Source organism: Shewanella sp. GD03713, assembly GCF_029843705.1.
Taxonomy (GTDB): Bacteria; Pseudomonadota; Gammaproteobacteria; order Enterobacterales; family Shewanellaceae; genus Shewanella.
Window position 1 is genome coordinate 4271805 of the sequence record NZ_JAOCIW010000001.1, and the last position, 25861, is coordinate 4297665.

Below are 25861 nucleotides of genomic sequence, written 5' to 3' on the forward strand. Positions count from 1 at the left end.
TCATATCCAGCGTCATAATTTTGGCACAGGCTAGTTTAGCCGCTAATCAGTGAATTTTATAGAGAAATCCGACATTTTGGCCCTATTCTTCCACAGCGATCACATACGCTGAGGAAATAATTCCCCGCTATTGCACCTCAATTGGCTCACTAAAATACATGCCCTGCGCCATACCTACACCGAGGATTTGTAGGGTTTGCCATTCCTCAAAGACTTCGATGCCCTCGGCACAGACTTGCACTTCGGTTCGATATAAACCACCGATAAGACTACGAATAAACAATTGATTTTCTGGGCGCAAATGAATATGGCGCACAATCGATCTATGCAGTTTAATCATGTCGAAATGGCATTCACGAATATAGTAAGTGCCCACCACCTGCTGACCCACATGGTCGACGCACAGTCGCGCGCCCATCTTACGGATCATATCCAGCTTAGGCTTAAGCTTATCCTGGTGCTGGATAACGATGTCTTCAGACACCTCAAAAATCAGTTGTGGCGTCAGATGGCGATATTCGAGCAGAGTGGTTTTAAGCCACTGAGTAAAGGCACGGCTCATTAAGGTATCTAGGCTCAGGTTCACACTATAAACTTGATTTTTATGTTGTTCCTGCGCCAACAAGCCCAACACGCGCTCAATCATCTGCCGTTCTACCTGAGGCATCAAACCGCATTTGTTTGCCATAGGGATAAAGAGTGTCGCCCGAACTAAGGCGCCCTGATTATCCCGCGCCCGGGTAAAGATTTCCTTGTGATGTTCAACGCCGTCAGAATCCATCACTGGTTGGCTAAAGGGATAAAAACGCCGCTGGACTAAGGTATTCTCCAAGAAGCTGCGCCAACGCACTGAGCCTTTGGCAAACTCCTCATCAATTGCGCCCTTATCATACATAAACCAATTACTGTTACCTTGTAACTGCGCAGCGCGTAATGCCATATCGGCTTCATCGAGCAGCTGATTAACATTATCTCCGGCGGTAAAGTAAGCGCAGCCCAAGTGATAAAAGTTGTCTTGATTCTCCACATCATCGGGCAAAGGTTGGCTCAGACAGACTTTGAGTAATTTACTGGCAAGTTGGTCGGCCTCAATCAAAGACACATGGGGCACGACAATCGCAAATTGATTGTGGGAGCGGCGTGCAAAAATACTGTTGGGTAAGGTCTGCAAAATAGAGTTAATGCTGTTAACTGTCGCATGGAGCAACTCTTTAACCGCGCTCTCCCCTTTCGCCTGTTGCAGTAAATCGAGGTCGTCCATCTCCAACAGATAAATGACCCCGTGGGCCACCATGCCTTGATCATGGCTCAAGGCATCCAGACGGTTGTTTAGAAACAGTCGATTACCGATACGGGTTTGTGCATCTAAAAAGGTGTTGGAACGAATAAACTTATCGAAACGGCCGCGCTCTTTATGGGCGTCCTGCAATTCTTCGAGCAGCTTAGTTAAGGCTCGGTTGATCAGCCTCGGCTTACCATTACCCGGGGTCGCGAGTGCTTGTTCGTGCTTGCCTTGCAAAATCAGTCGGCTACGCTGGGCAAGTTCTTCAATACCATCCAACTGCTGTGAAAACCACACATGACCAAAACGCACCAGCGCAATCACTGCCAGCAAGCCCACGCCTAAAATGAGCAACTCATACCAACTGACGCTGTAATGCTCGAAGGGCTGTGGCAGCGTGAGGGTCATATTCAATCCCGACTTGGGATCGAGCAAATGGGTATACACCATGGCATTTTGCGTCTGCACATTGCCCTGATAGGCAAAAAGCACTTCGCTCTTCATGGTCAAACGGAATTCGACGGCGTTGTACGCCAGCAACATAGGCGGCAACCAAGACTCTAATTCCCAATCGGGCTGCGTTTGATAATGTTCAATAAGTAGGGATTCAAGCTCAGACACTTTCTGCTGTTGAAACTTATAGGTCAACTGCACAAAGCTCATCATGGCGCTGAGTAAAAAGACGAAGGCGATAGCGGCCAAAGACATTAACCAAAAACTGGTTAATTTTGTGGTTAACATTCGAGTGAATTTCATCGATCCGCTATCCTGCTGGATTATTATAATTATCGGTGCACTCTTAACACGAGTTCAACAAATGCTGCCAAGATTATTCAGTAGCATACGCTAAAAGGCAACTAAGGATTGGTTTTCAAAGCCACTAAAACTAATTCTGATCGCAGAAATTTCATCCGAGGTTAAAACAAAAAAGAGGCTAATTAGCCTCTTTTTTGTTAATCAACTTAGCGCTTAATCCGCATATTGTGGCAGCGTAGTGATTGCCGCAACACCCGAATCAATCGCAGCCTGTGCAACCGCACGGGCAACACGAGGTAACAAGCGTGGATCCATTGGTTTTGGCAGCACATATTCAGGGCCAAAACTTAATGAACTCACCTTTGGATAGGCCTTCAATACGCTCGCGGGAACTTCTTCTTTTGCTAAAGCAGCAATCGCGTGAACCGCGGCCACTTTCATCTCGTCGTTAATGCAAGATGCACGTACATCCAAGGCACCACGGAAAATGAATGGGAAACACAGTACGTTGTTCACTTGGTTTGGATAATCGCTGCGGCCAGTACCCATGATTAAATCGCTACGCGTTGCGTGGGCAAGCTCAGGTTTGATTTCAGGATCTGGGTTTGAGCAGGCAAAAATCACTGGCTTATCCGCCATCATGGCCACTTCTTCAGCGCCAATCACGTTCGGGCCAGATAAACCTAAGAAAACGTCGGCACCTTTAATCACATCTTGCAAGGTGCGCTTGTCGGTATCGTTCGCAAACAGGGCTTTATATTCATTCAGATCGGTACGACCCGCATGGATAACGCCTTTGGTATCTAACATATAGATGTTGGCACGGTTTGCACCACACTTAACCAACATGGTCATACAGGCGATAGCTGCTGCGCCAGCCCCCATACATACAAAGGTCGCATCACTGATCAGTTTACCTTGGATTTCTAAGGCGTTGATCATACCCGCTGCGGTCACAATGGCGGTGCCGTGCTGGTCATCGTGGAACACGGGCACATTACAACGCTCAATCAATTCGCGCTCGATAACAAAGCACTCCGGCGCCTTGATGTCTTCGAGGTTAATCCCACCAAAGGTGCCAGCGATCGCCGCAACTGTGTTAATAAACTCTTCAGGAGTATTGTGGGTCACTTCGATATCGGTCGAGTCGATATTTGCAAAGTGTTTAAACAACAGAGCCTTACCTTCCATCACCGGTTTTGACGCCAATGGGCCTAAGTTACCTAAACCCAGAATCGCTGTGCCGTTGGTGATAACAGCGACTGTGTTACCTTTGTTGGTGTAACGATATGCATTGTCAGGATTAGCAGCAATTTCACGTACCGGTTCAGCAACACCAGGGCTATAGGCTAGTGCGAGGTCATGGCTGGTTTCAGCAGGTTTAGTGAGGCAGACTGCGGTTTTACCGGGAACGGGGAATTCATGATAATCGAGTGCTTGTTGACGAATATCTGACATTTTAACATCCTGAAATGCGACATTTATAAGTATGGAAGTAAGGCCGACCAACCCAAGATCACCTCATTTACGGGCGATTTAAACAGTGTGGCAGGTCGGGGTAAGATACGCCAATTGGGTTAATTTTTAAATAAGATATTGAGAAATTTCGCCTTTGCGACAGATTTATCTCTCTAAGCCAAGTTTTATAAACTTATCTCTGCCAATAGAGGATGATTATCCGTTTAAATTTGTAGGAAACAAACGAACATAACCCACTAAAGCAATGAAAAAACGCCTCACAATGCGAAAAATGTTGATTAAATTACAATAGAGATGAGTAACTCAGTTATCTTATAGTTAATTGCTATAAATAAGTCGATTTAGGCGACTTTAAGCCCCTATAAAGTGACTTTGATGCTTTTTTAAGTGAAGTCGTACCAGAAAGGCAGATAAGTAGCGATTTTGTGCCAGAAGACCAGAAAGCAAAAAGGCGCCATAGGCGCCTCTTTTAGAAACATTGCTAACGCAATTATTTCTTGCCAAGCATACCGAAACGCTTGTTGAACTTGTCGATACGACCGCCTGTATCAACAACTTTTTGTGTACCTGTGTAGAATGGGTGACATGCACCACAAACGTCTAAGTGCAGGTCTTTACCAGCAGTAGAGTTTACTTTGATTACGTTGCCACAAGTACAGTTTGCAGTGATTACTGCATATTCTGGGTGGATACCTGGTTTCATTGGGATTACCTCAAATGTAAGGCCATGTCGCTCTTCCAACCCGAAGTCGGACACCACATGCAGTTAATAACGATATGTTAGGGCGCAGGATACTACAGTATCACCCACGCAGACACAAGTAGATTATCTGAGCATTTTCACGATAGTCTACTTGTTCACTGACAGTTATCTCCCCGCTTCCCTATCTTCGAAACTCGTCCTTGCCGCCTGCGCATCGGGATAACGCGAAAGTATCTCGGCCGATGGGCAATAAAGCGTGGCATCTTTCTTCAGCGCGTTAATCCGATTCTTCGAAAATGCCTTAGGGTTGGCATCGTGGATCGCCAGCATGGCGCCATACACACTCACTTTCCATTCAGGGGCATAGCGATTGGCAATACGCCATAACGTCTCGTTGTGATAATCCAACATACACTCACCCGAGTTTGTTGCATTGGCATTTATCGAACTCACGATCTTAGCCTCTACAGCAGTTGCTTCGGCTGCCTTAACTTCGGGTGCATCAACCGCAGTCTTGCTCTTGTCGACTTTTGGTACATCAGCTGGCGCTTGCGCAACAGCCTGCACGCTTGCGACTTCTGTTGTCGACGGCTCAGGTGTAGGCATATCAGCTTTAGATGGCTCAGATTTAGATGGATCAGAGTTAGTCACTTCTGATTTAGCAGCCTTAGGTTTAGCTTCATCAGATTTCACTACAGACGAACTCGAGGTGGAGGATGCTTTAATCTCAGACTTATCCTCAGGGAAGGTAAATCCAGAGCTGCGAGGCGTCGCGGCAACTTCTGCCGTCACCGCAGCCACAACAACGGGCGCAACGGGCACAACATCAGCTTCAGCGGTGACTAAATTCACCTCTTGCACAACCTTAGTTGATTTAACTGTGGTTTTGTCACTTTTAGCAGAGCTTGCCGCCAGCTGACTGGTCTCGGCTGCGGCCGCTTTGCTTGATTTCACAACCGCCGTTTTTGCTTGCGTTACGGGTGATACCGCAGAGGAAGCATTATCAAACAGTGGCAGATTTTTCACTTCATACCAGCGGTCGACACGATATTCACGTACCAACAGCCGTGCCTTGGGGTCGGTCACATCCTCCACACCCGTTAGCAAAACCAAGAAACGGTTAAGCTGCTCGGCCATGAGTTTCTCTTCACCGCCTGACTGCAGCACCGCAAATTCGAGCCGCGTCATATCCTGATTATCGGTGATCACATTGACGCGCATTCTGGGGTAAGCGCCCAATTCAAACATGCGGCTATTGATACTCACATGGGAAACTTGCGCCTGCACACAAGCGCAACACACTAAGGCGAATAGTCCTAATGATTTCGCTATTTTAGTCATTTACTTACTCTCAACTATCCTTGGATAAACTGTCATTAGGACTAGCCCTCGCTAGCCGTGCTGAGTACACTAAACCTCATTTCCCTTAAGACTCGACCTGCATATGTCACTGTTTGTTGAAGTTGCGTTACCGGTGCCTATGCGGCAAAACTTTACCTATCGAGTCGATACCGATGAACACGCTAATCAAAGCACCCAAGAGCCTCAGATTGGTATAAGAGTAAAAGTCCCCTTTGGACGCCAGCAACTGATTGGCCTTGTTACCGCCATCACCGACAGCTGCGAACTGGCACCTACGCAACTCAAATCTGTCATAGAGTTTATTGATGACGCACCTTTATTGCCAGAATCGCTTTATAAATTAACCCTCTGGGCCGCAAGATATTACTTTTGCAGCCAAGGGCAAATGCTGACACAGGCGCTCCCCGTGGCGCTGCGTAAAGGGCTCGATGCAGCGCCGCAAAAAATTCAGTACTGGCAAATCACAGAGCTGGGCAGCAATATTGCGCCTGAGACATTAAAACGCGCTCCGGCTCAAAAACGCTTACTCGAACGCTTACAGCAAACCAGCCTGACGCAGGAAGACGTCATCAGTTTAGAACTGAATAAAGCCGCGCTCAAAACCTTAGAGGATAAGGGCTGGATTGCTAGACACGAGAAACTCGCCGAGCTCAATCTCGATTGGCGCAGCCAACTGGAACTCGATGAAGCCCCCCATAGACTCAATAAGGAACAAGCAGTTGCCGTCACTCTGCTCACCCAACAGCAAGGATACCACTGCACTCTGCTCGAGGGCATTACCGGTTCGGGTAAAACCGAGGTCTATTTAGCCGTACTCGAACATATCCTTAAGCAGGGTAAGCAAGCGCTGATCCTCGTACCTGAGATTGGCTTAACGCCGCAAACCATCAATCGTTTTAAGCGCCGCTTTAAGGTCAATGTGGCCGTGCTGCATTCGGGGCTGACCGATAACCAGCGCCTCGAAGCTTGGCGACAGGCCCGCTGTGGCCAAGCCGCCATCATCATTGGTACTCGCTCCGCCCTATTTACGCCCATGGCTTTTCCCGGCGTGATTATTCTCGACGAAGAGCACGACAGTAGCTTTAAACAGCAGGAAGGCGTTGGCTACCACGCCCGAGACCTCGCCGTGATGCGCGGACATTTAGAATCGATCCCGGTGATTTTAGGTTCGGCGACACCCTCGTTAGAAACCCTGCAAAATGCCCTCAGTGGTAGATATCATCACCTGCAACTCGGGGAGCGAGCGGGTAATGCGAAAAAAGTACGCCAAGGGATTATCGATATCAAAAACCTGCCCCTCAAGGCGGGGATGTCGGCGCCACTCATCAATGAAATCCGCAGCCATTTAGAGGCTGGGAATCAGGTATTACTGTTTTTGAACCGCCGAGGCTTTGCTCCAGCACTGCTCTGCCACGAGTGTGGGCACTTACACGAGTGTGACCGCTGCGATGCCTTTTTTACTGTGCATCAATCCCTTGGGGAGATCCGCTGCCACCACTGTGGCAACCAATATGCCATTCCAAGGCAGTGCCATAATTGCGGCAGCACCATGTTGGTGGGCCAAGGTATCGGCACAGAACAGCTCGCCGAAGCATTGCAGCAGGAATTCCCAAAATATCCCGTGGTGCGAATCGATCGTGACACCACCCGCCTTAAGGGCTCGCTCGAAAGCCACTTAAGCGCTATTCATAAGGGCGAATACAAGATCTTGGTCGGCACTCAAATGCTTGCCAAGGGGCACCACTTTCCTGATGTGACCTTAGTGGGATTACTGGATGTCGATGGCGCGCTCTTTAGCGCCGACTTTAGGGCGCCAGAGCGCTTCGGCCAGCTCTATACACAGGTCGCTGGCCGTGCTGGTCGCGCCAACAAACCCGGCACTGTATTGCTGCAAACTCACCAGAGTGATAACCCGATACTGAGGGATTTGCTCCACCGGGGTTATGGCGAGTTTGCCCGCAGCCAATTAAAGGAGCGCCAAATGGCGCTGCTGCCTCCCGCTTGGCACATGGTACTAGTGCGCGCAGAAGCCCACTCCGCCGTGGATGCCGATAACTTTCTTAATGCGTTTGCAGCGCTGCTGCCCCAGGATAAAGAGTTTGAAATCATCGGCCCAATGCCAGCGCCACTCGACAGAAAAGCTGGCAAGTTTCGCCGCCAATTGATGTTTCAAGCCAAGCACAGACATAGATTACAGCAGGAGTTTGAGCGGATTTATCCCCTCGTCGAACAGCTGCCAGAGGCCAAACGTTGTCGCTGGAGCCTAGACAGAGATCCGCAGGATCTGTTGTGATTCAATAATTTGATAAAAAATCATCGGGAAGATAGCAATTAGTCACCACAAACGGCTAAAATACGCGGTTATTCCCTGTATTCATTCTTAAAGTTAGTAGCTAATTAATCCATGAAATCACATATCCAATCATTACTTGAACAAACTATCGAATCCTTTAAACAACAAGGTATTTTGCCTGCGGATTTTGAGGCGCGAATTCAAGTAGATCGAACCAAGGATAAGAGCCATGGCGATCTGGCAACCAACTTAGCCATGATGCTAACCAAAGCGGCGGGTAAAAATCCCCGCGAATTGGCGCAGCTGATCATCGACAACCTACCCGCCTCAGCCTATGTGGCGAAAGTTGAAATCGCAGGCCCTGGTTTTATCAACTTCTTCATTGATGACAGCGCCTTAGCGAACCAATTACAGGCTGCAATTAGCGATGAGCATTTAGGGATTAAGCTACCAACGCCACAAACTATCGTCGTGGACTACTCTTCACCTAACCTCGCCAAAGAGATGCACGTCGGCCACCTGCGTTCGACCATCATTGGTGACAGCGTGGTGCGTACCCTCGAGTTTTTAGGCCACAAAGTGATCCGCCAAAACCACGTAGGCGACTGGGGTACCCAGTTTGGTATGTTGCTGGCTTACATGGAAGAATTGCGCGCGCAAAATGGCGAACAAGCCCAATTAGAATTATCGGATCTCGAAACCTTCTACCGCGCCGCCAAACTGCGTTTTGACGAATCTGCAGAGTTCGCGACCCGTGCCCGTCAGCTCGTGGTTGAACTGCAATCAGGCGACGAATACTGCAACAAACTGTGGCGTGAATTTAACGACATTTCCTTAAGTCACTGCCACGAAGTGTACGAGCGTTTGGGGGTGAGCTTAACCCGCGCCGACGTACACGGTGAAAGCGCCTATAACGCCGACTTAGAACAAGTAGTCAAAGATTTAGACGCCCAAGGTTTACTGACCCAAAGCAACGGCGCCAAAGTGGTCTTCCAAGAAGAATTCCGTAACAAAGAAGGCGAGGCGCTGCCTGTTATCATTCAAAAGGCCGATGGTGGTTACCTCTATGCCACTACCGACTTAGCGGCTATGCGTTACCGTTCAAGCGTGCTAAAAGCCGACCGCGTACTCTACTTTGTCGATTTACGCCAAGCGCTGCACTTCCAACAAGTATTTAGCCTTGCCAAGCTGGCCAAGTTTGTCCGTAACGATATGTCACTGGAGCACTTAGGCTTCGGTACCATGAATGGCGAAGATGGTCGTCCGTTCAAGACCCGTACCGGTGGCGTGGTGAAACTGGTTGATCTACTGGATGAAGCCAATACTCGCGCGCTTGAGCTGGTTCGCAGCAAAAACCCAGATATGGATGAAGCGACCCTAGCTGAAATTGCCCGTGTTGTGGGGATCAGCGCAGTCAAATACGCTGACCTGTCGAAAAACCGTACCAGCGATTACATCTTCAGCTTCGAGCAAATGCTGAGTTTTGAAGGCAATACCGCGCCTTACCTGCTTTACGCCTACACCCGCGTTGCTGGTATCTTCAAACGTGCGACCGATATTGACTTAAGCCAAGCCAAGATTGTACTCGACCACGAAAAAGAGAAAGATCTAGGCAACAAACTGGCGCAGTTTGGTGAAATCCTCAGCCGCGTGGTCAACAAGGGCCAACCACATGTACTTTGCGGTTACCTCTATGAATTAGCGGGGGCTTTCTCTAGCTTCTACGAGGCCTGCCCAGTGCTTGCCGCCGATAACGACGAGCAAAAGCATAGCCGTTTACTGCTGTCACAATTGACGGCCAACACGCTGCAAAAAGGCCTAAATCTACTAGGTATCGAAACCCTAGAACGGATGTAAGCCATGAGCAATCGTGACTATGCCAACAGAAGACCGCAAGCAGGCGCGAAACAGCGCCCCATGCGCGCAACACGAGCGAGGCCTGCGGCTAAAAAGGCTGCGCCTCGCCGTAAACTCCCGATCCCGTTGATCCTGTTCGCCTTTATTGCCGTCGGCAGTTTTGGCTATTTTCTGTTTAGCATTAAAGATACCGCCAAGCAGGAAGCGCCTGTCGAGGTGAAAACCGAGAAGCTGACTAAGGCAAAAGAACCGGCAACGATTCTGACGCCTAAGGTGAAAGAGGCCGAGCGCCAAGCCGTGGTAGTCACTGCACCGGTGGAAGAAAAGCCGGTCGTTGAAGCGCCGAAGAAAGATCCGAACGCCTTGCCACCCAAGCCTAAGGAAGAATGGACCTATCTGGACGAGCTTGAGAATAAAAACGTCGAAGTGGATATTCCCGATGTCGTGTCGACGCGTACACCACAGCAATATCAATTGCAGTGCGCCTCATTCCGTCAAGAGTCTCAGGCGAACCAGATGAAGGCAGTGATTGCGTTCCAAGGATTAGAAGCGCAGGTCAGACAAATTGAAGGCACCTCAGGCACGTGGTACAAGGTTATCCTCGGCCCCTACGAACGTAGGCGTGATGCCGAGCGTAAACGCCACACCTTGCAAAATGCGGGGATCAATGGCTGCCAGCTGTTAGCCGTTCCAAAGTAACTCCGCTCGCTAAATCAGTCTGAATATCGCGGCGCGTGACCCATCACGCGCCGCGATTTTTTTATCTTCTTGCCAACTGAAGTTTGCTCCCCCCCCCTCTTTCGCCCCGTTTCAAACATTGAGCTAATACCAATCGTATTAAATATCTGTTCATTCAGCGGGAGTTAAACGGGCTTTAGACAAGGCGAAGGCTTGAAGGCATAGTGGCGCTCTGTCGAAAGCCTTAAACGCAGTATAAAGCCCGTTCAACCCCGCCCTTCGGGAGCCTCACAGGCATCTCACTCCCGTGTTACATTGACTTAAAAGGGAATAACCATTTCTTCGTCAATGCGCCTTGGATTGAGATGCCTGTGAGGCTCTGAACTGATTAGATATTTAATGTGATTGGTATAAGTCACAATTTCATTATATGAAATTTATAACCATTTATTTTTAAAGAGTAAACTTGTTTATTAAGAAAGATTAATATGGCGTTTAATTGACCTAGATCAAACTTAGGCGTATCTCTTAGGTAACAGCAAAACCTGTTGTCTACTCATCAAAAATCCAACCTCAGGGTGAAGTATTATGAATGCATTAATCGAGATTGAAGCCTCTGAATTCAGCCAACTGTTCAAAAGCGGTGACGCCTTAAGCATCCGAATGTATATGGAGCATGTGCACATGCCTCTGGATGTACAGGATAAGATTTACAACGAGATTTCGGCCCTAGCGGTGCTCGAACAAGACACCATAGCGCGTCTTATCGAAACCCATTCCCACTCTGAAATTTCAGAGCGTCTGGCCTATTAATCACGGCTGAAGATGACGCGATACGCCAATGGACGGCTGCATTGAGTTCCCCATTCGCCGCGCCAGTTAACAGATATTTTTAACCTGCTTTTTCTATCCTTAATCCCATGCAAAACCGCAAAAAATAAGGCCAAATATCACTATTTGGCCTTAGGTTTATGGGGCTTAAGCTGATGAATATTTAAGCCGTAGCATAGTTTATGCGCATTAAGCTTTCTCTTTTAAGCCTATGCTATTCATCCAGTAATCGAAATCGACCATATTACCGGGCAGCACCACACGGCTAGATTTCTGGCTTAAGCCATCGAGCTGCTTAAAGTACTGCTCACCGAGCTGCATCCGCAGTGCGTTATGGCCACCTGGCGCCGCAATTACAGTCGCTAAACGCTCAATCGATTCCGCAGTGGCTCGCGACAGGGTTAAAATCTCCTCCGCTTTACCTTCAGCCTCGTTGATACGGCGCTGCATTTCACCCTCAGAGCGGTTTACGGTTTCCGCTTTAATCCCTTCGGAGCGATTGATCTTACTCTGCTTATCACCCTCACTCTTTGCCAGTAATGCACGGCGCTCACGCTCAGCGTTCACTTGCATTTCCATGGCGTTTTTCACTGTCTCGGGCGGCGTGATGTTCTTAATCTCATAGCGGTGTACGCGAATACCCCACATGGCACCCGCTTGGTCGAGCACTTCCACTACCTTGGCGGAAATCACATCCCTCTCTTCGAAGGTGCGGTCGAGATCTAAGGTGCCGATCACTGAGCGCGTGGTGGTCTGCGCTAATTGAATCGCTGCATAGCGATAGTCTGTGATGCCATAGCTGGCCTTCACAGGATCGGTAACAGAGATATAAATCACCCCATCGACTTCCACATTCACTTCGTCACTTGAGAAACACTCCTGTGGTGGTACGTCGATCGTTTCCTCTTTTAAGTCATGGATATAAGCCACTTTATCGACAAAAGGAATTAAGGTGTGGAACCCCGCATCTAGCGTCGAGTGGTACTTACCTAAACGTTCAACAATATAAGCCGATTTAGTCGGAACTAAGCGGATGGATTGGAACAGCTTAATCACAAATATGGCGAAAATTAGTCCCCAAATGACCATTACCGCGACATCAGTATTCAATGGGATTTGCATTAGCGTGCTCCTTTGCTAGTTGCATTATGGCCAGCCACGGTTTGGGTGACTTGTTCCATTCCTTCGAAGAATCCTTCGAGTTTTGCCATCTCTGCGGGGACAACTGACACTTGCGAATCGTTGAGGATCTTACCGACCTGAGCAATAAACTGCTCTTTTAACAACATATTCATCGCATCGTTACCGCCATTGACCGCTAACGCTTGGGAAATCATTGCCATGCCTTCAGACTTGGCCTTAGCGATAATGGCAATTTCTTGTCCCGTACCTTTAGCTTCGTTGATACGCTTCTGTTTTTGGCCTTCAGAAATGTTAATCGCCTCTTGGCGTTCACCCTCTGACATATTGATCATCGCGGCCTTTTCGGCATTGGCCAAGGTGATTTCGGCGCGCTTACGACGCTCGGCTTCCATTTGTTTTTCGAGGGTATGGATCACATGGCGCGATGGCGTGATATTGCGGATCTCATAACGTAGGACTTTGATCCCCCAAGGCTCTGACGCCTTATCAATCTCGCGCACTATGGATTCATTTAAGCGGTCACGCTCGGAAAAGGTCTCGCTAAGTGTGAGCTTACCGATTTCAGAACGCATAGTGGTCTGTGCCAGATTCACGGCAGCTTTACGATAGTTTTCAATACCGTAGCTCGCTAACTTGCCGTCCATGACCTTGAGATACACTAAACCATCCACTTCAAGCTGAGTGTTATCCTTTGAGATACAGCTTTGTGGCGGCACGTCGAGCACTTGCTCACGGGTATCGTGTTTATATGCGACGCGATCGAAGAAAGGGATTAAGAAGTGGAATCCAGGTTGCAGTACGGTACGGAATTTCCCCAACCGCTCAATGACATGCACCTCACGCATCGGCACTATCAGCATCAGCTTATAGAGAATAAACAAGACAAATAAAATGACTAAGGTAAACACAAACATAGACTCATCCTTTAGTTTTGAGACGTTGCCTGATCAACAGGCTCAACCACTAGGGCAATGTTTTCACGGCAGATAATCCTGACCTCAGTGCCCGCAGCAATGATACTACCATCCCCCAATGCGGGCCATTCGCTCCCTTGAAACTCGACTCTTCCTGTCGTTTGTCCTGGACCTATGGTTTGTTTCACACGGGCGATTTGATTGTAAATATCAAGTTCTTCATCGGTGTTATCCACATGGGAATCTCCACCAACCAATTTTTGAGTGACTTGCCGAAAGGCGAGTAATAAGACGATGGCGGAAATAAACCACAGTGTCAGGCTTTGAACCACACCTTCCACTAGGCCAATCCATAAGGCGCCAGCCACCACTAAGCAGGCGGCGCCGAGTAGCACGACAATACCTCCAGGTATCACCAGCTCGGCTAACATCAAGATAATCCCGATAATAGACCAAACTAAAATCAGATTCGAAAACTCCATATTCCCCCCCTGAAATGAGAGCATCCTGTGCAGCACTATAGCAGCAGAGTGACAGATATGCGACATAATATGTCATAAATTTATACGCCGATTTAAAAAGCACGGCAAGACAATTAACTTGGGAAAATGAGGGGATGAATTGACTCGCGGCAAAATATCGACCCGAGTTGTTCTAAAATTAAGCACAATCAATTCAAAAAGTTAGCTCACAATATCATCAACAACGTATCGAAAAATAAAATAATCACTAAAAATCAATAAATTAAACACCTTAAAATTCACAATTTGATTATGTGATTTTCACAACAACATTCGATAAAAACTTTGAATAATTGTAAATTTTTGCATATATTGCCCGCACTTTTTACCTTGCCCTCAGCCAGCACCCATACAAGCCGCTCCACCCTAGCCGTTTGTAGGTTCTGCCCTCGGAGCAGGAACTGAGTACAACTTTATTTAGCCTCTACCCCTACAACAGGAAATAACAATGAAAAAGACATGCCTATGTCTAGCATTAATGCTTTCACCTCAAGCATTTGCTGGTGACTTAGTACAGTGGTGGGATTTCAGTGCAACCGCTCTTTATGGCGAAGACTACGACTTGGCTCCTTCGGACAAGCAAGCGACAGTCACACTCGAAACCGCTGGTGCATGGAAATACGGTGATTGGTTTGCCTTCCAAGATTTTATCTACTTCAAAGGCGACCACACGGGCATGGATAGCACCACCTACGGAGAGATTTCACCTCGCTTTAGCGCGAGCAAAATCCTCGGCGAAAAAATTGCGTTCGGCCCTATTACCGATCTTTCATTAGCCCTCACCTACGAAGAAGGTGAAGGCCCTGTGCATAGCTTGCTCTATGGCTTAGGGGTCGATGTTGCCGTACCTTACTTTACCTACCTTAACTTCAACACCTATCGTCGCGATGCGATGAGCTCTGGCAATATCAGTGATGGCTGGCAGTTCACCCCAGTCTTCAGAATCGATATCCCTGTAGGGTCTGCTAATATCGTGCTCGATGGCTTTATCGATTGGGTATTTGCCACGGATAACAGTGGCTACGAAGAAAACTTCCACTTCAACCCGCAGCTGAAATACGATTTAGGTAAGAGCCTATTTGGTGACCATAAGGCAAATAAATTACTTGTCGGTATCGAGTACGATCTGTGGACCAACAAGTACGGCGTGAAGGGTGTCGACCAAGACACTTATTCTGTGATTGCTCAGTACCACTTCTAATCTAAGTGATACAACAGCGAATAAAAAAGGTGCCTAGGGCACCTTTTTTATTACGCACGCAACACTCGCTTTGCAGGGGAGCGCGTCGCCGAATTAAGCCAGAAGCTTCTTAGCCGCAGCTACAACGATAGAAACAGCACTGACTTCAGTTTGCTTCATTGTCGCTTCGTTCGGGATTTCCTGTTGAGTGCGGTTTACGATAACGCCAGCCACACACGCCGCACGCCAACCTTGAGTCGCACACATAGTGAATAGGGTCGCTGATTCCATTTCATAGTTCAGCACGCCCATATCCTGCCACTCTTTCATTGAGCCAGCAAAACGACGGGTCACACGGCCAGTCACAGTGTCATAGCGCTCTTGACCTGGGTAGAAGGTATCAGAAGATGCAGTAACACCGATATGTGGCTCTACGCCCGCATCGCGGCACGCAGCAACCATAGCTGTGGTACATTCGAAGTTAGCAACCGCTGGGAACTCCATAGGTGCAAAATGTAAGCTTGCGCCATCTAAACGCACTGACGCTTGAGTCACAATCACATCACCCACATTTACATGGGGTTGAATCGCACCTGTGGTACCCACACGCAGGAAGGTATTCACGCCTAATTGCGCTAACTCTTCTACTGCGATAGAAGTCGATGGACCACCGATACCGGTAGAGCAAATCACCACAGGCTTACCGTCAGCATACGCTAAGTAGCTGGTGTACTCGCGGTGGCTTGCGAGGAATGTGGCATTATCCATTAACTCGGCAATACGTTTTACACGCTCTGGATCGCCCGGCACAATCGCCAAAGTGGCACCATCGAGCATCGCTTTGGTCAAACCTAAGTGAAATACATCAGCCATCGTGAAAACCCCTTTCATTTTTGATAATAAAATTCTTATTGAATCGACTTTAACCTAGTATCGAAGCGGTGAAGGTTAACTTGATCACAGAATTATCGGCAAGAAGAATTGTTCATTCGTAATGTAATTACCAAACCTATTACAGCTTGATCACAAAGATAGCAAATCTGTGATGTTTCTGTGGGCACTCGCCAATCAGGTGAAAGTAAGTGTGAGCCAGATCTGACTCACTCGCCACACCGAGCAATATAAAATATATAGGTTATTGATTTATATCTAGTTTGCTGAAATCACCCTTTAGTATTAATCTGTAGGAGGACAAATATTGATCCATATCACGTTTCATCATCGTGCCTAAGGTTAGGGTTAAGACGAGACCAAAGCACGATAAAAGACGACAAGGAGAACGCCAATGTTTCCAGAATATCGAGATCTCATTACCACCTTAAAGACTCAAGATGCTCATTTTCAACGTAAATTCAACGAGCACAATCAATTAGATGAAGAAATCAAACAACTGGAAAAACGCGTTGGCAGTGATTTCAATCCCACAGTGAAAGAACTCAAAAGCAAAAAACTGCATTTAAAAGAAGAGATCTATCAAATTCTCAAATCCCACAATTAAGTGGTGACGCCAAAAACGAAGGGCGCCTAAGCGCCCTTTTTGTTGCCTTGCGGTCAAGATTACAGGTAGTAATCCTTCAGAGGCGGGAAACCGTTAAAACACACCGCTGAATAAGTGGTGGTGTAAGCACCAGCAGTTAACCAGTACATACGGTCTCCAATCGCTAGGTCATTCGGCAGACCATAGCTGTAGTGCTCGTACATGATGTCGGCACTATCGCAAGTCGGGCCGGCGATAACACATTTATCCAACTCACCTTGTTTATGGGTGAAGATTGGGAATTTGATTGCTTCATCCATAGTTTCGATTAGACCAGAGAACTTACCCACATCGGTAAATACCCAACGCTCTAATGCAGTGTAGGATTTCTTACTGATCAGCACCACCTCAGACACCAATACCCCAGCGTTAGAGATCAGCGAGCGACCTGGCTCCAGAATGATCTGTGGCAAATCGTCACCAAAATCTTCCTTCAGGAAGTGAGTGATTTGCTCAGCATACACACCGAGTTGATTGGTTTTGTCGATATAGTTAGCAGGGAAACCGCCACCCATATTGATCATCTTCAGGACGATATTGTGCTCATCGCGCAGACGGTCGAAGATGCTCTTCACTTTACCAATCGCCGAATCCCAAGCGCCGATATCACGTTGCTGTGAACCCACGTGGAATGAAATACCAAAGGGCTCTAAGCCTAATTCCTTCGCCAGAACTAACAGCTCATAAGCCATCTCATTTTGGCAACCAAACTTACGAGACAGTGGCCAGTCGGCGGTGTCTGTGCCTTCGGTCAGGATACGCACATAGATGCGTGAACCCGGCGCTTCTTCGGCGATCATACGTAAGTCGGCTTCAGAATCCGATGCATACATACGCACACCACGCTCATAAAACGCACGCACATCTTGACGCTTTTTGATGGTATTGCCATAGCTCACGCGGTCAGGCGTTACGCCCACGTTAGTGACCATATCTAATTCATAAATCGACGCAATATCGAAGTTTGACCCTTTGTTTTTCAGTAACGTCAGGATCTCAGCCGCAGGGTTTGCCTTAACTGCATAATAAACATCGGCATAAGGAAAACTATTAACCATGTCATCGTATTGTTTCGCAATGATACTGGTATCAATCACCACGAACGGGGTCGCTTTATCTTTGGCAAACTCTTCAATACGCTTGAAGGTTTGAGCATCATAATAGTCAGCAACATCAATAGATTGAAATTGGCTCATTGGGCCAGAGTCTCCTTTGGGTCAAATGGTAAAAAATTGGGTTATCTGTCTTAAAAACGTGCGCAGTAAACGCTATTTTTTTATTTAACGCAACGAATTTTTATGCTTAATAACTAACTTTTTATTCCGCGAAATTTTAAGCAGTGACAAACGTAAAAAAACTGCCATCAAAACAGATAATTATGCACAAGAGCACAACAGAGAATTTTGACGTTTTTGAGGTAGGAAAAATGAATTTTTTACGACGACAATCCAAGCTTATGCAGCTAAGGATGATCTGAGGAAAAATACTGAGTAACACTGGTCGGCCGATGAGCGATTCCAGCTCAATCCGTGCGAGCCCAGAATCACCACTCTAAAGCGAGATGAAATGAGTTGAGGGGTGAGCCCTTCAACATAGCCCCCCTCAACATTGACCACGAAGAACGGGCTATTGCGACTCGTTTAATTTAGCTAGAGCTTGGCTTAAGGCTTCACTCGAATCGAAGTAGGCGATGTCCTGAATATTGCGGTGATCCAGTAAAATCATCGTCGCCATATCTTTAGTATCGGGTAACAGGCGGCTGATCTCGCCCTCTCTGTCTAACCCAATGGCAAAGGGCAACTCCTGCATTTGCGGCACGGCGACAAATTTAGCGATCAACGATGGCATGCCACTGATATCCGCCACATAAACTAAATGCTGCGGAAATTTATCTCCCGCCAATGGCGTCAGGGTTTCTTTAATAATATCGCCACCTTTCATACTACGGCTAAAAAGCACCACTTTGGTGTCGTCGGTCACACTGACCGCTTGCTCGTTTTGATCCTGTAATGAAATAGGATTGATCGCATCCCCAGCAACATAACTTGCCGCCAAGGCCATCATGGGAGTGAAAAGGAAGGACAGGCACAACAACAGCTTTCTCATAAACACTTAACTCCATTTTTGATACGGGCAATAGCATACCCGAGTCTCGCAATCGGCTCATTTAATCCGAACCATTACATGATACGCTTCACAATGCATGACGAATACGCCTTTCAAAGCAATTGTGCGTTATACTAGGGCGGTTAAATTTATTGCAAGGATATCATAATGATAACACCAGGACTCGATCAAGAATTGCAACAACTGCAGGGCGTTTACCAGCTGATCACCGAGTTTTTAGTCAATTATAGTTTCCAATTACTCGGTGCCGCGCTGGTCTTTTTGTTGGGTCTGTGGGTCGCCAGCAAAGTCTCGCGCTTAGTGGCCAAACAGTGTGAAAAACACCAAATCGACATCACCCTCAGTAACTTTGTCAGCAATCTGATCCGTATCCTGATCATTGTCATGGTGGCGATTATAGCCCTAGGCAAGATAGGCATTAGCGTCACCCCCATGGTGGCGGCAATTGGTGCAGCTTCCCTCGGTGCAGGTTTAGCCCTACAGGGGATGCTGTCGAACTATGCCGCTGGGGTCACCATTATTGTGACTCGCCCTTTTGTGGTCGGAAATACCATCGAAATCAAAGGTGAAAGTGGTGTCGTCACGCGGATTAATTTGGGGATGACGATTTTAACCAATGAGGAAGGCGAGCAAATTAGCATTCCTAACAAGCACATCGTCGGCGAGATCTTACATAACTCCTTCAGCAATAAGCTGGTCGAAACCCAATTTAACCTGAGTTATAACAACGACCCCGAGGCGGCGATAAGCCTCATCACTGAGCTGCTGAGCCAAAACCCCAATGTCAGTCAGGACACTACGCCAAATATTGGTATCAATGGTTTTAATGCCATCGGCATCGAGATTGGTGTGCGTTACTGGGTACCGACCCAAAGTTACTTCCAGCATAAATACAAGATAAATCTAGCGATTTACAACGCCCTCAAACAGGCTGGAATCGAAATGGCTTGCCCAGTGCGAGAAATTCATTTGCAAGAAAAGTAAGCGCATCCATCGAGGCGAATGACTTCAAACATCCGCCTCATCTGACACAGTTAACTTGCAATTTTGTCGGGATACGCGTTTACTGTGCAGCCCAAATATCGATAGTGATGGAATACTATGTCGTTGATACTTATCATTATAGCCTTTGTCGTTCTGTTTATTCTTTTTGCCAAATACCAAAAAAAGAAGATACAAGCCGAAGCGCTTGCCGCTGGGGAACCTTCGGCGCTACTCAATCACGGACTTACATTAATCAATCAGGGTCAAGTCAACTCGGGCCTAGACTATATTCAGCAGGCCATTGATAAAGGCTTCGCCGTAGCCGCCATTGCCATGGCCGAGCTGTATTCGGGTCGATTCCCCCAAGTCCCCGCCGATCCTAAGGCATCTGAATATTGGTATCGAAAAGCCGCCGAAATCGATCCGCAATATTTACCCATGCTCACCCTGACTAGCTTGGTCGCCTCAGAGGCGCAAACACCAGAGCAGTTACGCGAGCAGGTAGAACAACTCAAAGCCAGTGCTGAAGCGGGGCAAGTCGAGTTTCAATATGAGCTCGCCTATTTGTATCTCAGACAAGCCTTTCTCGATCCCGATGCAAGCCAAGCCATTTACTGGTTCGAAAAGGCAGCCGCTCAAGGAAATCAAGATGCCTATTACCACTTAGGCACCCTGTATTGGCATGATGAACGTGTCACGCCAGACTATAGCAAAGCGCGGGAATACTTTGAGAAAGCCGTCGCCGCCGGTGATGAACTCGCAAAAGATAACTTAGGTCATATGCTGGCCTCAGGCCAAGGCGGCCCAAGGGATCTCGTCCGCGCCGAAGCCTTACTCAGCGAATATGCTGCAGAAAATGATTTTCGCCAGTATTACCTAGGCAAACGTTTCCTCTATGGTGAAGATTTTGCCGTCGACTACGGCAAGGCTCGCCATTGGTTAGAAAAATCCTGCGCCACTGACAATGTCTTTGCTAAGTTAGCGCTGGCACACCTTAAACTACTCGACCCACAAACGGATAATGACTACCAGCAGGCAAGAACAGAATTCGAGACGCTGGCGTCCCAGTGGCAAGAGGAAGCCCTATTCGGTCTAGGTAAAATCTACGAGGAAGGCTTAGGCGTCTCGCGCCAACCGATTAAAGCCTTAATGTATTACCAACTGGCGGCCATGAGCCATATCAGTGACTATCAAGACGCATACGAGAAGCTCAGTAAGCGCTTGGGCACCTTAGAGATCCGCGAAGCCCAGAACCTGTGTAATAACTTTTTGCATCAACACCCTATCCCCAATCAGCAGCAGGCGTATTACCATCTTAACCAAGCAGAAACCTGCCGCAAGGGCGAGCATCCGAGCCGCGAAGCGCTGCAAACCGCAGAGTCTTGGTACCGCAAAGCCGCTGATTTAGGAAGCCAAGATGGCATGCAAGCCCTCGTTGACATCAACCGCCATGAGTCGATTGATAAACCGGTACAAACATATATTTGGTCGAGCATATTACTGCGCAACTTTGGTCAATACGGGATGAATAGCGATCAACTCTTGTATCAACAACAGGCCCTATCCCGCTTAACGGAGTCCGAACTGTTGTATGCCCAAGATGAAATCGAGAGGATTGAAACCCAACTAGCGCCTTACCTACAGAGTAATGAATAAGGGATAAGCGGCTGATTGCTAGGGTTTAGCCGCTTGGCCAACCCCTGCACTTAAAACCACGGCTTAGGCCGTGGTTTTGCTCAAATGCCGCAACAATGTTGCCAACGTTGGCGCAACGGTTTGATGGGATGGATAACACAAACCAATACGGCGAAACATCCGAGGACCATCGAATTTAATCTGTTTAAGCCTAGGCTCATCTTCGATTAATCCATCGGGGAGAAAACTCACCCCAAATCCCGCCAGTACCAGTGACATCACCAAAGACTTAGATTCTGCCTTCGCCACCAAATTGAGCGACAAATTGCTGCAGGCGAGTAAGCCTATGGTTTGCTGGTGTGCCTCACAGGGTGGGCACTCAATAAAGTCGTACTGACTTAACTCTTCGGGGCGAATACTGCTAACTTGGGCCAGTGAATGCTCCCTTGGCACACATAGCACATAGTCCTCCTCCCACAACGGAAAAAACACTTCATCCTCATGGCGTAAACTGTCTAAGGTTAATCGGCAATCCGCAGGACTTTGATAATCCACCAGCTCTAAATCTAAATGGCTAATCGCCTGATTGATTTGAGTTAATAGCCCAGCAAGGCGACGCTGACTCAAATCGGGCATCACGGCTAAGCGCAGCTTTTGCCGACTCGCTTTTGCCATAAATAGAGCGGGTAATTTACTGGCTTCCTCCACCAACTTAACCGCCAGCGGATACAGATAGTGGGCGCTATCTAGGGCTTTTACGCCTTTTTTACTGCGCTCGAATAAGGCGCCGCCAAGCTCTTCCTCTAACTGTTTAAGCCCAGCCGAGAGCGAGGGCTGGCTGACATAACAGCGCGTTGCCGCCGCTGTAATATTGTTTTCTTCATAAATCGCGATAAAAAAGCGCAATAAGCGTAAATCTACCATATGCCTTCACCTTGTCCGCCCAAAATCCTGTCATAGGCAAAGCCTATCATATTCAGTGGAAATAAGTATTTTTCAGCCTAGAAACCGCTACTTATACTGACTCCCAAGTTAGAGAACTATCAATCCACCTTATTTACCGCGTCTAAAGATAGGAATGACAAATGACCAATATCACTCAGCCCCTCGTTGTGATCACTGGCGCCTCATCGGGCATAGGTGCCGCCATCGCTAAACAATTTAGCGCAGCAGGACACCCACTATTACTGCTGGCACGCCGTGTAGAGCCAATGCAAGCCCTTGAGTTACCCAATAGCCTGTCCATAGGTGTCGATGTAACCGACACCACCGCCATCAAGGCCGCCATTAACCAAGCGGAAGCACAGTTTGGCCCAGTCGGTTGCCTTATCAACAACGCTGGCGTCATGCTGCTTGGGCAAATCGATACCCAAGATCCCAACGAATGGAGCCGCATGCTCAATATCAATGTGATGGGCGTGCTCAATGGTATCCATGCGGTTTTAGCCGGAATGAAGGCGCGCAAAACGGGCACCATTATCAATATCAGTTCGGTCGCAGGACGTAAGACCTTCCCCAACCATGCGGCTTATTGCGCGACTAAATTTGCCGTGCATGCCTTAACCGAAAATATCCGCGAAGAAGTCGCAATGGACGATGTGCGCCTGATCACCATTGCGCCAGGTGCGGTCGAGACAGAACTCTTAAGCCACACCACGGATGATGCTATCAAAGCCGGTTACCATGATTGGAAACATCAAATGGGCGGCGTGATTGCCCCCGAAAACGTTGCCGCAGCAGCATTATTTGCTTGGCAACAACCACAAAATGTCTGTGTGCGTGAGATAGTGTTAGCGCCGACACGCCAACAACCTTAAGCGACTTGCTTGGCGCGACCTCGCTCTAGTCATGGGTGAAACGCAGTGTGCGAGTGCCGCTGCGTTAAAAACTTAGAAATCGACCGAGCGTCCTCAACCCTAGCCACTGTACCGAATTACGCTAGATTCACACTTAAGCAAAGTGGATTTCGGGCGAAATCACTCCGATTGACTACTTTAGCAATCGCAAATTTTACAAAGTGTTAACTCGATCACTCTCATTTTTTCGCCATCTCAGACCTAAAATCCTAGCTGCGACACAACAAGCTAATTTAGCAATAAAAACAAATCGTTGTTTTTGAAAATGTAAATTCCCGCCCAAATCAATCCACCACCAATCAATTAGATTTTTATCAATGAATTTTTTATCAATTAGATTTTTTTAATGGAAGTAATACACCTCAAATAAACATCCCATCACCTTTGATAAATTTATTCACAAGGTGGAAGCAATAGCCACATTCCACCAACAAAGTCATGTGAATGACAATTAAGAAAGGATGAGATGATGAAAACTTCAACTAAGATCGCAATCGCCGTCGCGCTAATCAGCAGTTTGGGACTTCAAGCCTACGCCGCCGAGGGAGGCAATCCCAAAAAGGGGAAACACCTCTATAAAAAAGAATGTAAAGCCTGCCATAGCCAAGGTGGTGAAGGTAGCGAGCTGACCCCAATGAGCAAAACCATGAGCCAATGGGATCGCTTCTTCGACAAAGATAAACACAAACTCAAACCTGAGGTATTCAACGACCTCACCGAACAAGATCTCAAAGATATACAGCAATTCCTGTATGACCATGCCGCCGACTCGGAGCAACCGCAAACCTGCGGTTAATCGCTGCTAACCCGAAATCAAAGGGATAACCGCAGGCCTGCAACTGTAAGTTAACCCATTGAAATAAAACCAAGCCCAATAAGAGAAAAATGGGGAGCACACCCCAGGGCCTCCTGTTGGGTAAATTTGGCACAGGGCCTTGAACCAGTGCCAGCGGAATACTCAGGGAGAAACCCTATGCGTACACCTACACTCATTTCGATATTGGTTGCGAATGCGCTGTTTATGTCTGGCCAAGCCTTTGCCGCCGCCAATGAAACGCCAGCCGACACCCAAAAAATGGCCGAGCTGAAACAACAACTGGCCGATATCACCGAACAGCTCGATGAGCTCAATAGCCGTGTCGATAAAACCGAGCGCCACACCTCGTTAGACCGCCTTGAAATCACTGGTGACTTTAGAACCAAGGCTCACTCACTGCATTACCGCGATGTCGTTTGGAACCCCGCCATTAAGGTGAACTTTAATGACTTTGGCGCCAAGGCCATGTCCGGCGCCTTTGGAATGCCAAACGATCCTAACTCGCCACTCGGACAGATGATGCAAGCCAACCCAGATCTGGCCGCCGCCTTTCAAAATGGCATGCTACAGGGCGTAATGCCCTACGTACTGGCGCAGCAACATATCCAAGATATTGATAACGACATCTTTTACACCACTCGTCTACGGTTAAATCTTAAGGCCAAGGTATGGGATAACGTTAGCTTTGCCGGTCGTCTGAGCATGTACAAAAACTGGGGCGACTCCACAGGCGTGCAAGTGTTCGACTCTTGGCGCTCATTTACTATGGATGGCACTAGCAGCGGCAACACCAGTGGTGACTGGTTAAGGGTAGAGCGCGCCTATTTCGACTGGAAAAAAATCAATGGCTCTGAGTTTTATCTCTCGATTGGCCGCCGCCCATCCACCTATGGCCCACCAAGCCACTACCGTGAAAACGAACTGCGTGGCGGCACGCCTTCAGGCCATTTAGTCAACTTTAACTTCGACGGTGCCACCTTAGGCTACAACCTAGGGGAAATCACTGGGGTTGAGGGGCAAGTGGTTCGCTTCTGTTATGGCCAAGGCTTTGAATCCCAATGGGGGAATGGCGAAATGTTTGGCGATATAGTCACCAAGGATACCCACCTCGGCGGCTTTAATATCGATGCCATCAACGACGGCACTAACTTCCTGCAATTTACCCTGTTTGGTGCCAAAGACATCAACGACGGCTTTAAAGGCACTATGGCCTTCCCGACCCAACTGGCGGGTATTTTCGCCCCCACCATGTATCAAGATATGCAAAAGTTCGACAACTTTAACTTTGTCACCCGAGTACAGCCCAGCGGCGCCATAGGTGATATGTACCTCGGCGGCATTGGTTTTGCGCGGGAAGAAGCTAACGATATCAAATGGTTTGCCTCACTGGGTTGGACACGTGCAGAGCCAAATGGTAATGCGGGTATGTTCGGCGGCATGTTATCCGATGCAGTATTTGAAGCTGAGCTCAATAGCACTGGCACCGAAATCATTATGGTGCCGAAAACCAGCGATGATACCGATATCAAAGATGGTTATGGCATCTATGTGGGTATTCAAATCCCAGCGCCCTACGGCAAATTCGGCTTGGAATATAACTACGGTTCTAAATACTGGACGCCCTTCACCCAAGCCCAAGATGACCCAATCGGTAGCAAGTTAGCCACCCGTGGCCACGTCGGCGAAGCCTATTACATCTTTGATATCAATCCAAAAATGTTTATCAAACTGGCAGGACTCTACTACGACTACGAATACACAGGTAGCGGCACACCTGTTGGCGCACCACAAAAAATCGATGAGGTGTTAGCGGGCTCAGCCTACTCGATGCTACCGGTAGTCGATAAGGCCTTCGATGTTAACGCCTCGCTGACCATTAACTTCTAACCTAGACGCCATTCAGCCC

At 47.9% G+C, this 25861-nt stretch carries 22 protein-coding genes; 11 read left to right on the top strand and 11 right to left on the bottom strand.

Annotated elements, in window-relative coordinates; translation table 11 throughout:
* Positions 1-127: 127 nt before the first annotated feature.
* From csrD to N5E87_RS18695, 4 genes are all read right to left on the bottom strand, one after another.
* On the bottom strand, positions 128-2038 hold the full coding sequence (gene csrD, locus N5E87_RS18680) for an RNase E specificity factor CsrD (protein WP_279775683.1): 1911 nt from the start codon (positions 2036-2038) through the stop codon (positions 128-130).
* 213 nt (positions 2039-2251) lie between these two features.
* Positions 2252-3496: a malic enzyme-like NAD(P)-binding protein gene (locus N5E87_RS18685; RefSeq protein ID WP_086902251.1), complete on the bottom strand. Its 1245-nt coding sequence runs from the start codon at positions 3494-3496 to the stop codon at positions 2252-2254.
* A 511-nt stretch (positions 3497-4007) separates the two neighbouring features.
* On the bottom strand, positions 4008-4220 hold the full coding sequence (rpmE, locus tag N5E87_RS18690; protein ID WP_011624224.1) for a 50S ribosomal protein L31: 213 nt from the start codon (positions 4218-4220) through the stop codon (positions 4008-4010).
* Between the two features lie 165 nt (positions 4221-4385).
* On the bottom strand, positions 4386-5561 hold the full coding sequence (locus N5E87_RS18695) for a FimV/HubP family polar landmark protein (RefSeq protein WP_279775685.1): 1176 nt from the start codon (positions 5559-5561) through the stop codon (positions 4386-4388).
* Positions 5562-5664: 103 nt separating this feature from the next.
* Here N5E87_RS18695 and priA point away from each other — a divergent pair, with 103 nt between their 5' ends.
* The 4 genes from priA (at position 5665) to N5E87_RS18715 (ending at position 11223) form a co-directional block, all read left to right on the top strand.
* Positions 5665-7875: a primosomal protein N' gene (priA, locus tag N5E87_RS18700; RefSeq protein ID WP_279775686.1), complete on the top strand. Its 2211-nt coding sequence runs from the start codon at positions 5665-5667 to the stop codon at positions 7873-7875.
* A gap of 111 nt (positions 7876-7986) precedes the next feature.
* Positions 7987-9732 carry an arginine--tRNA ligase gene (gene argS / locus N5E87_RS18705; protein WP_279775687.1) on the top strand — a complete coding sequence of 582 codons (1746 nt, stop codon included), beginning with the start codon at positions 7987-7989 and terminating at the stop codon, positions 9730-9732.
* A 3-nt stretch (positions 9733-9735) separates the two neighbouring features.
* Positions 9736-10431, top strand: a complete 696-nt coding sequence (locus N5E87_RS18710; protein WP_279775688.1) for an SPOR domain-containing protein — start codon at positions 9736-9738, stop codon at positions 10429-10431.
* A 567-nt stretch (positions 10432-10998) separates the two neighbouring features.
* A complete protein-coding gene (locus N5E87_RS18715; RefSeq protein WP_011624229.1) occupies positions 10999-11223 on the top strand; it encodes a hypothetical protein in 225 nt (74 codons plus the stop codon).
* A gap of 207 nt (positions 11224-11430) precedes the next feature.
* Here N5E87_RS18715 and N5E87_RS18720 read toward each other — a convergent pair whose 3' ends face one another.
* The 3 genes from N5E87_RS18720 to N5E87_RS18730 are packed head-to-tail and all read right to left on the bottom strand — an operon-like array spanning position 11431 to position 13780.
* Positions 11431-12363: a stomatin-like protein gene (locus N5E87_RS18720; RefSeq protein ID WP_088210025.1), complete on the bottom strand. Its 933-nt coding sequence runs from the start codon at positions 12361-12363 to the stop codon at positions 11431-11433.
* Positions 12363-13298: a slipin family protein gene (locus tag N5E87_RS18725; protein ID WP_279775690.1), complete on the bottom strand. Its 936-nt coding sequence runs from the start codon at positions 13296-13298 to the stop codon at positions 12363-12365. The genes N5E87_RS18720 and N5E87_RS18725 overlap by 1 nt, the downstream gene beginning before the upstream one ends.
* 11 nt (positions 13299-13309) lie before the next feature.
* The gene (locus tag N5E87_RS18730) at positions 13310-13780 is read right to left on the bottom strand and encodes an NfeD family protein (RefSeq protein ID WP_011718445.1); all 471 of its coding nucleotides are present in this window, start codon (positions 13778-13780) and stop codon (positions 13310-13312) included.
* 487 nt (positions 13781-14267) lie between these two features.
* On the opposite strand from N5E87_RS18730, the gene N5E87_RS18735 reads away from it, so the two are divergent.
* Positions 14268-15020: an outer membrane protein OmpK gene (locus N5E87_RS18735; protein ID WP_011624976.1), complete on the top strand. Its 753-nt coding sequence runs from the start codon at positions 14268-14270 to the stop codon at positions 15018-15020.
* Between the two features lie 93 nt (positions 15021-15113).
* Here the strand turns inward: N5E87_RS18735 and udp are convergent, their stop codons facing one another.
* Positions 15114-15872: a uridine phosphorylase gene (gene udp, locus N5E87_RS18740; RefSeq protein WP_011624236.1), complete on the bottom strand. Its 759-nt coding sequence runs from the start codon at positions 15870-15872 to the stop codon at positions 15114-15116.
* A 412-nt stretch (positions 15873-16284) separates the two neighbouring features.
* On the opposite strand from udp, the gene N5E87_RS18745 reads away from it, so the two are divergent.
* Positions 16285-16497: a YdcH family protein gene (locus N5E87_RS18745; RefSeq protein WP_011624237.1), complete on the top strand. Its 213-nt coding sequence runs from the start codon at positions 16285-16287 to the stop codon at positions 16495-16497.
* Between the two features lie 59 nt (positions 16498-16556).
* Here N5E87_RS18745 and N5E87_RS18750 read toward each other — a convergent pair whose 3' ends face one another.
* Positions 16557-17732 carry a type III PLP-dependent enzyme gene (locus N5E87_RS18750; protein WP_088210022.1) on the bottom strand — a complete coding sequence of 392 codons (1176 nt, stop codon included), beginning with the start codon at positions 17730-17732 and terminating at the stop codon, positions 16557-16559.
* Between the two features lie 430 nt (positions 17733-18162).
* Complete coding sequence (locus N5E87_RS18755; RefSeq protein ID WP_088210021.1) at positions 18163-18642, bottom strand: hypothetical protein; 480 nt, start codon at positions 18640-18642, stop codon at positions 18163-18165.
* Positions 18643-18810: 168 nt separating this feature from the next.
* On the opposite strand from N5E87_RS18755, the gene N5E87_RS18760 reads away from it, so the two are divergent.
* Positions 18811-19647 (top strand): mechanosensitive ion channel family protein, encoded by an 837-nt coding sequence (locus N5E87_RS18760; RefSeq protein ID WP_220054002.1) that lies wholly within the window; start codon positions 18811-18813, stop codon positions 19645-19647.
* 117 nt (positions 19648-19764) lie between these two features.
* On the top strand, positions 19765-21303 hold the full coding sequence (locus N5E87_RS18765) for a tetratricopeptide repeat protein (RefSeq protein WP_279775691.1): 1539 nt from the start codon (positions 19765-19767) through the stop codon (positions 21301-21303).
* 63 nt (positions 21304-21366) lie between these two features.
* Here the strand turns inward: N5E87_RS18765 and N5E87_RS18770 are convergent, their stop codons facing one another.
* Entirely contained in the window at positions 21367-22206 is an 840-nt protein-coding gene (locus N5E87_RS18770) for a LysR family transcriptional regulator (protein ID WP_011718450.1), read from the bottom strand.
* A 161-nt stretch (positions 22207-22367) separates the two neighbouring features.
* On the opposite strand from N5E87_RS18770, the gene N5E87_RS18775 reads away from it, so the two are divergent.
* The 3 genes from N5E87_RS18775 (at position 22368) to N5E87_RS18785 (ending at position 25842) form a co-directional block, all read left to right on the top strand.
* Entirely contained in the window at positions 22368-23099 is a 732-nt protein-coding gene (locus tag N5E87_RS18775; RefSeq protein ID WP_279775692.1) for an SDR family oxidoreductase, read from the top strand.
* Positions 23100-23604: 505 nt separating this feature from the next.
* Positions 23605-23934, top strand: a complete 330-nt coding sequence (locus N5E87_RS18780; RefSeq protein ID WP_279775693.1) for a cytochrome c — start codon at positions 23605-23607, stop codon at positions 23932-23934.
* A 177-nt stretch (positions 23935-24111) separates the two neighbouring features.
* A complete protein-coding gene (locus tag N5E87_RS18785) occupies positions 24112-25842 on the top strand; it encodes a DUF3373 domain-containing protein (protein WP_279775694.1) in 1731 nt (576 codons plus the stop codon).
* Positions 25843-25861 lie beyond the last annotated feature (19 nt).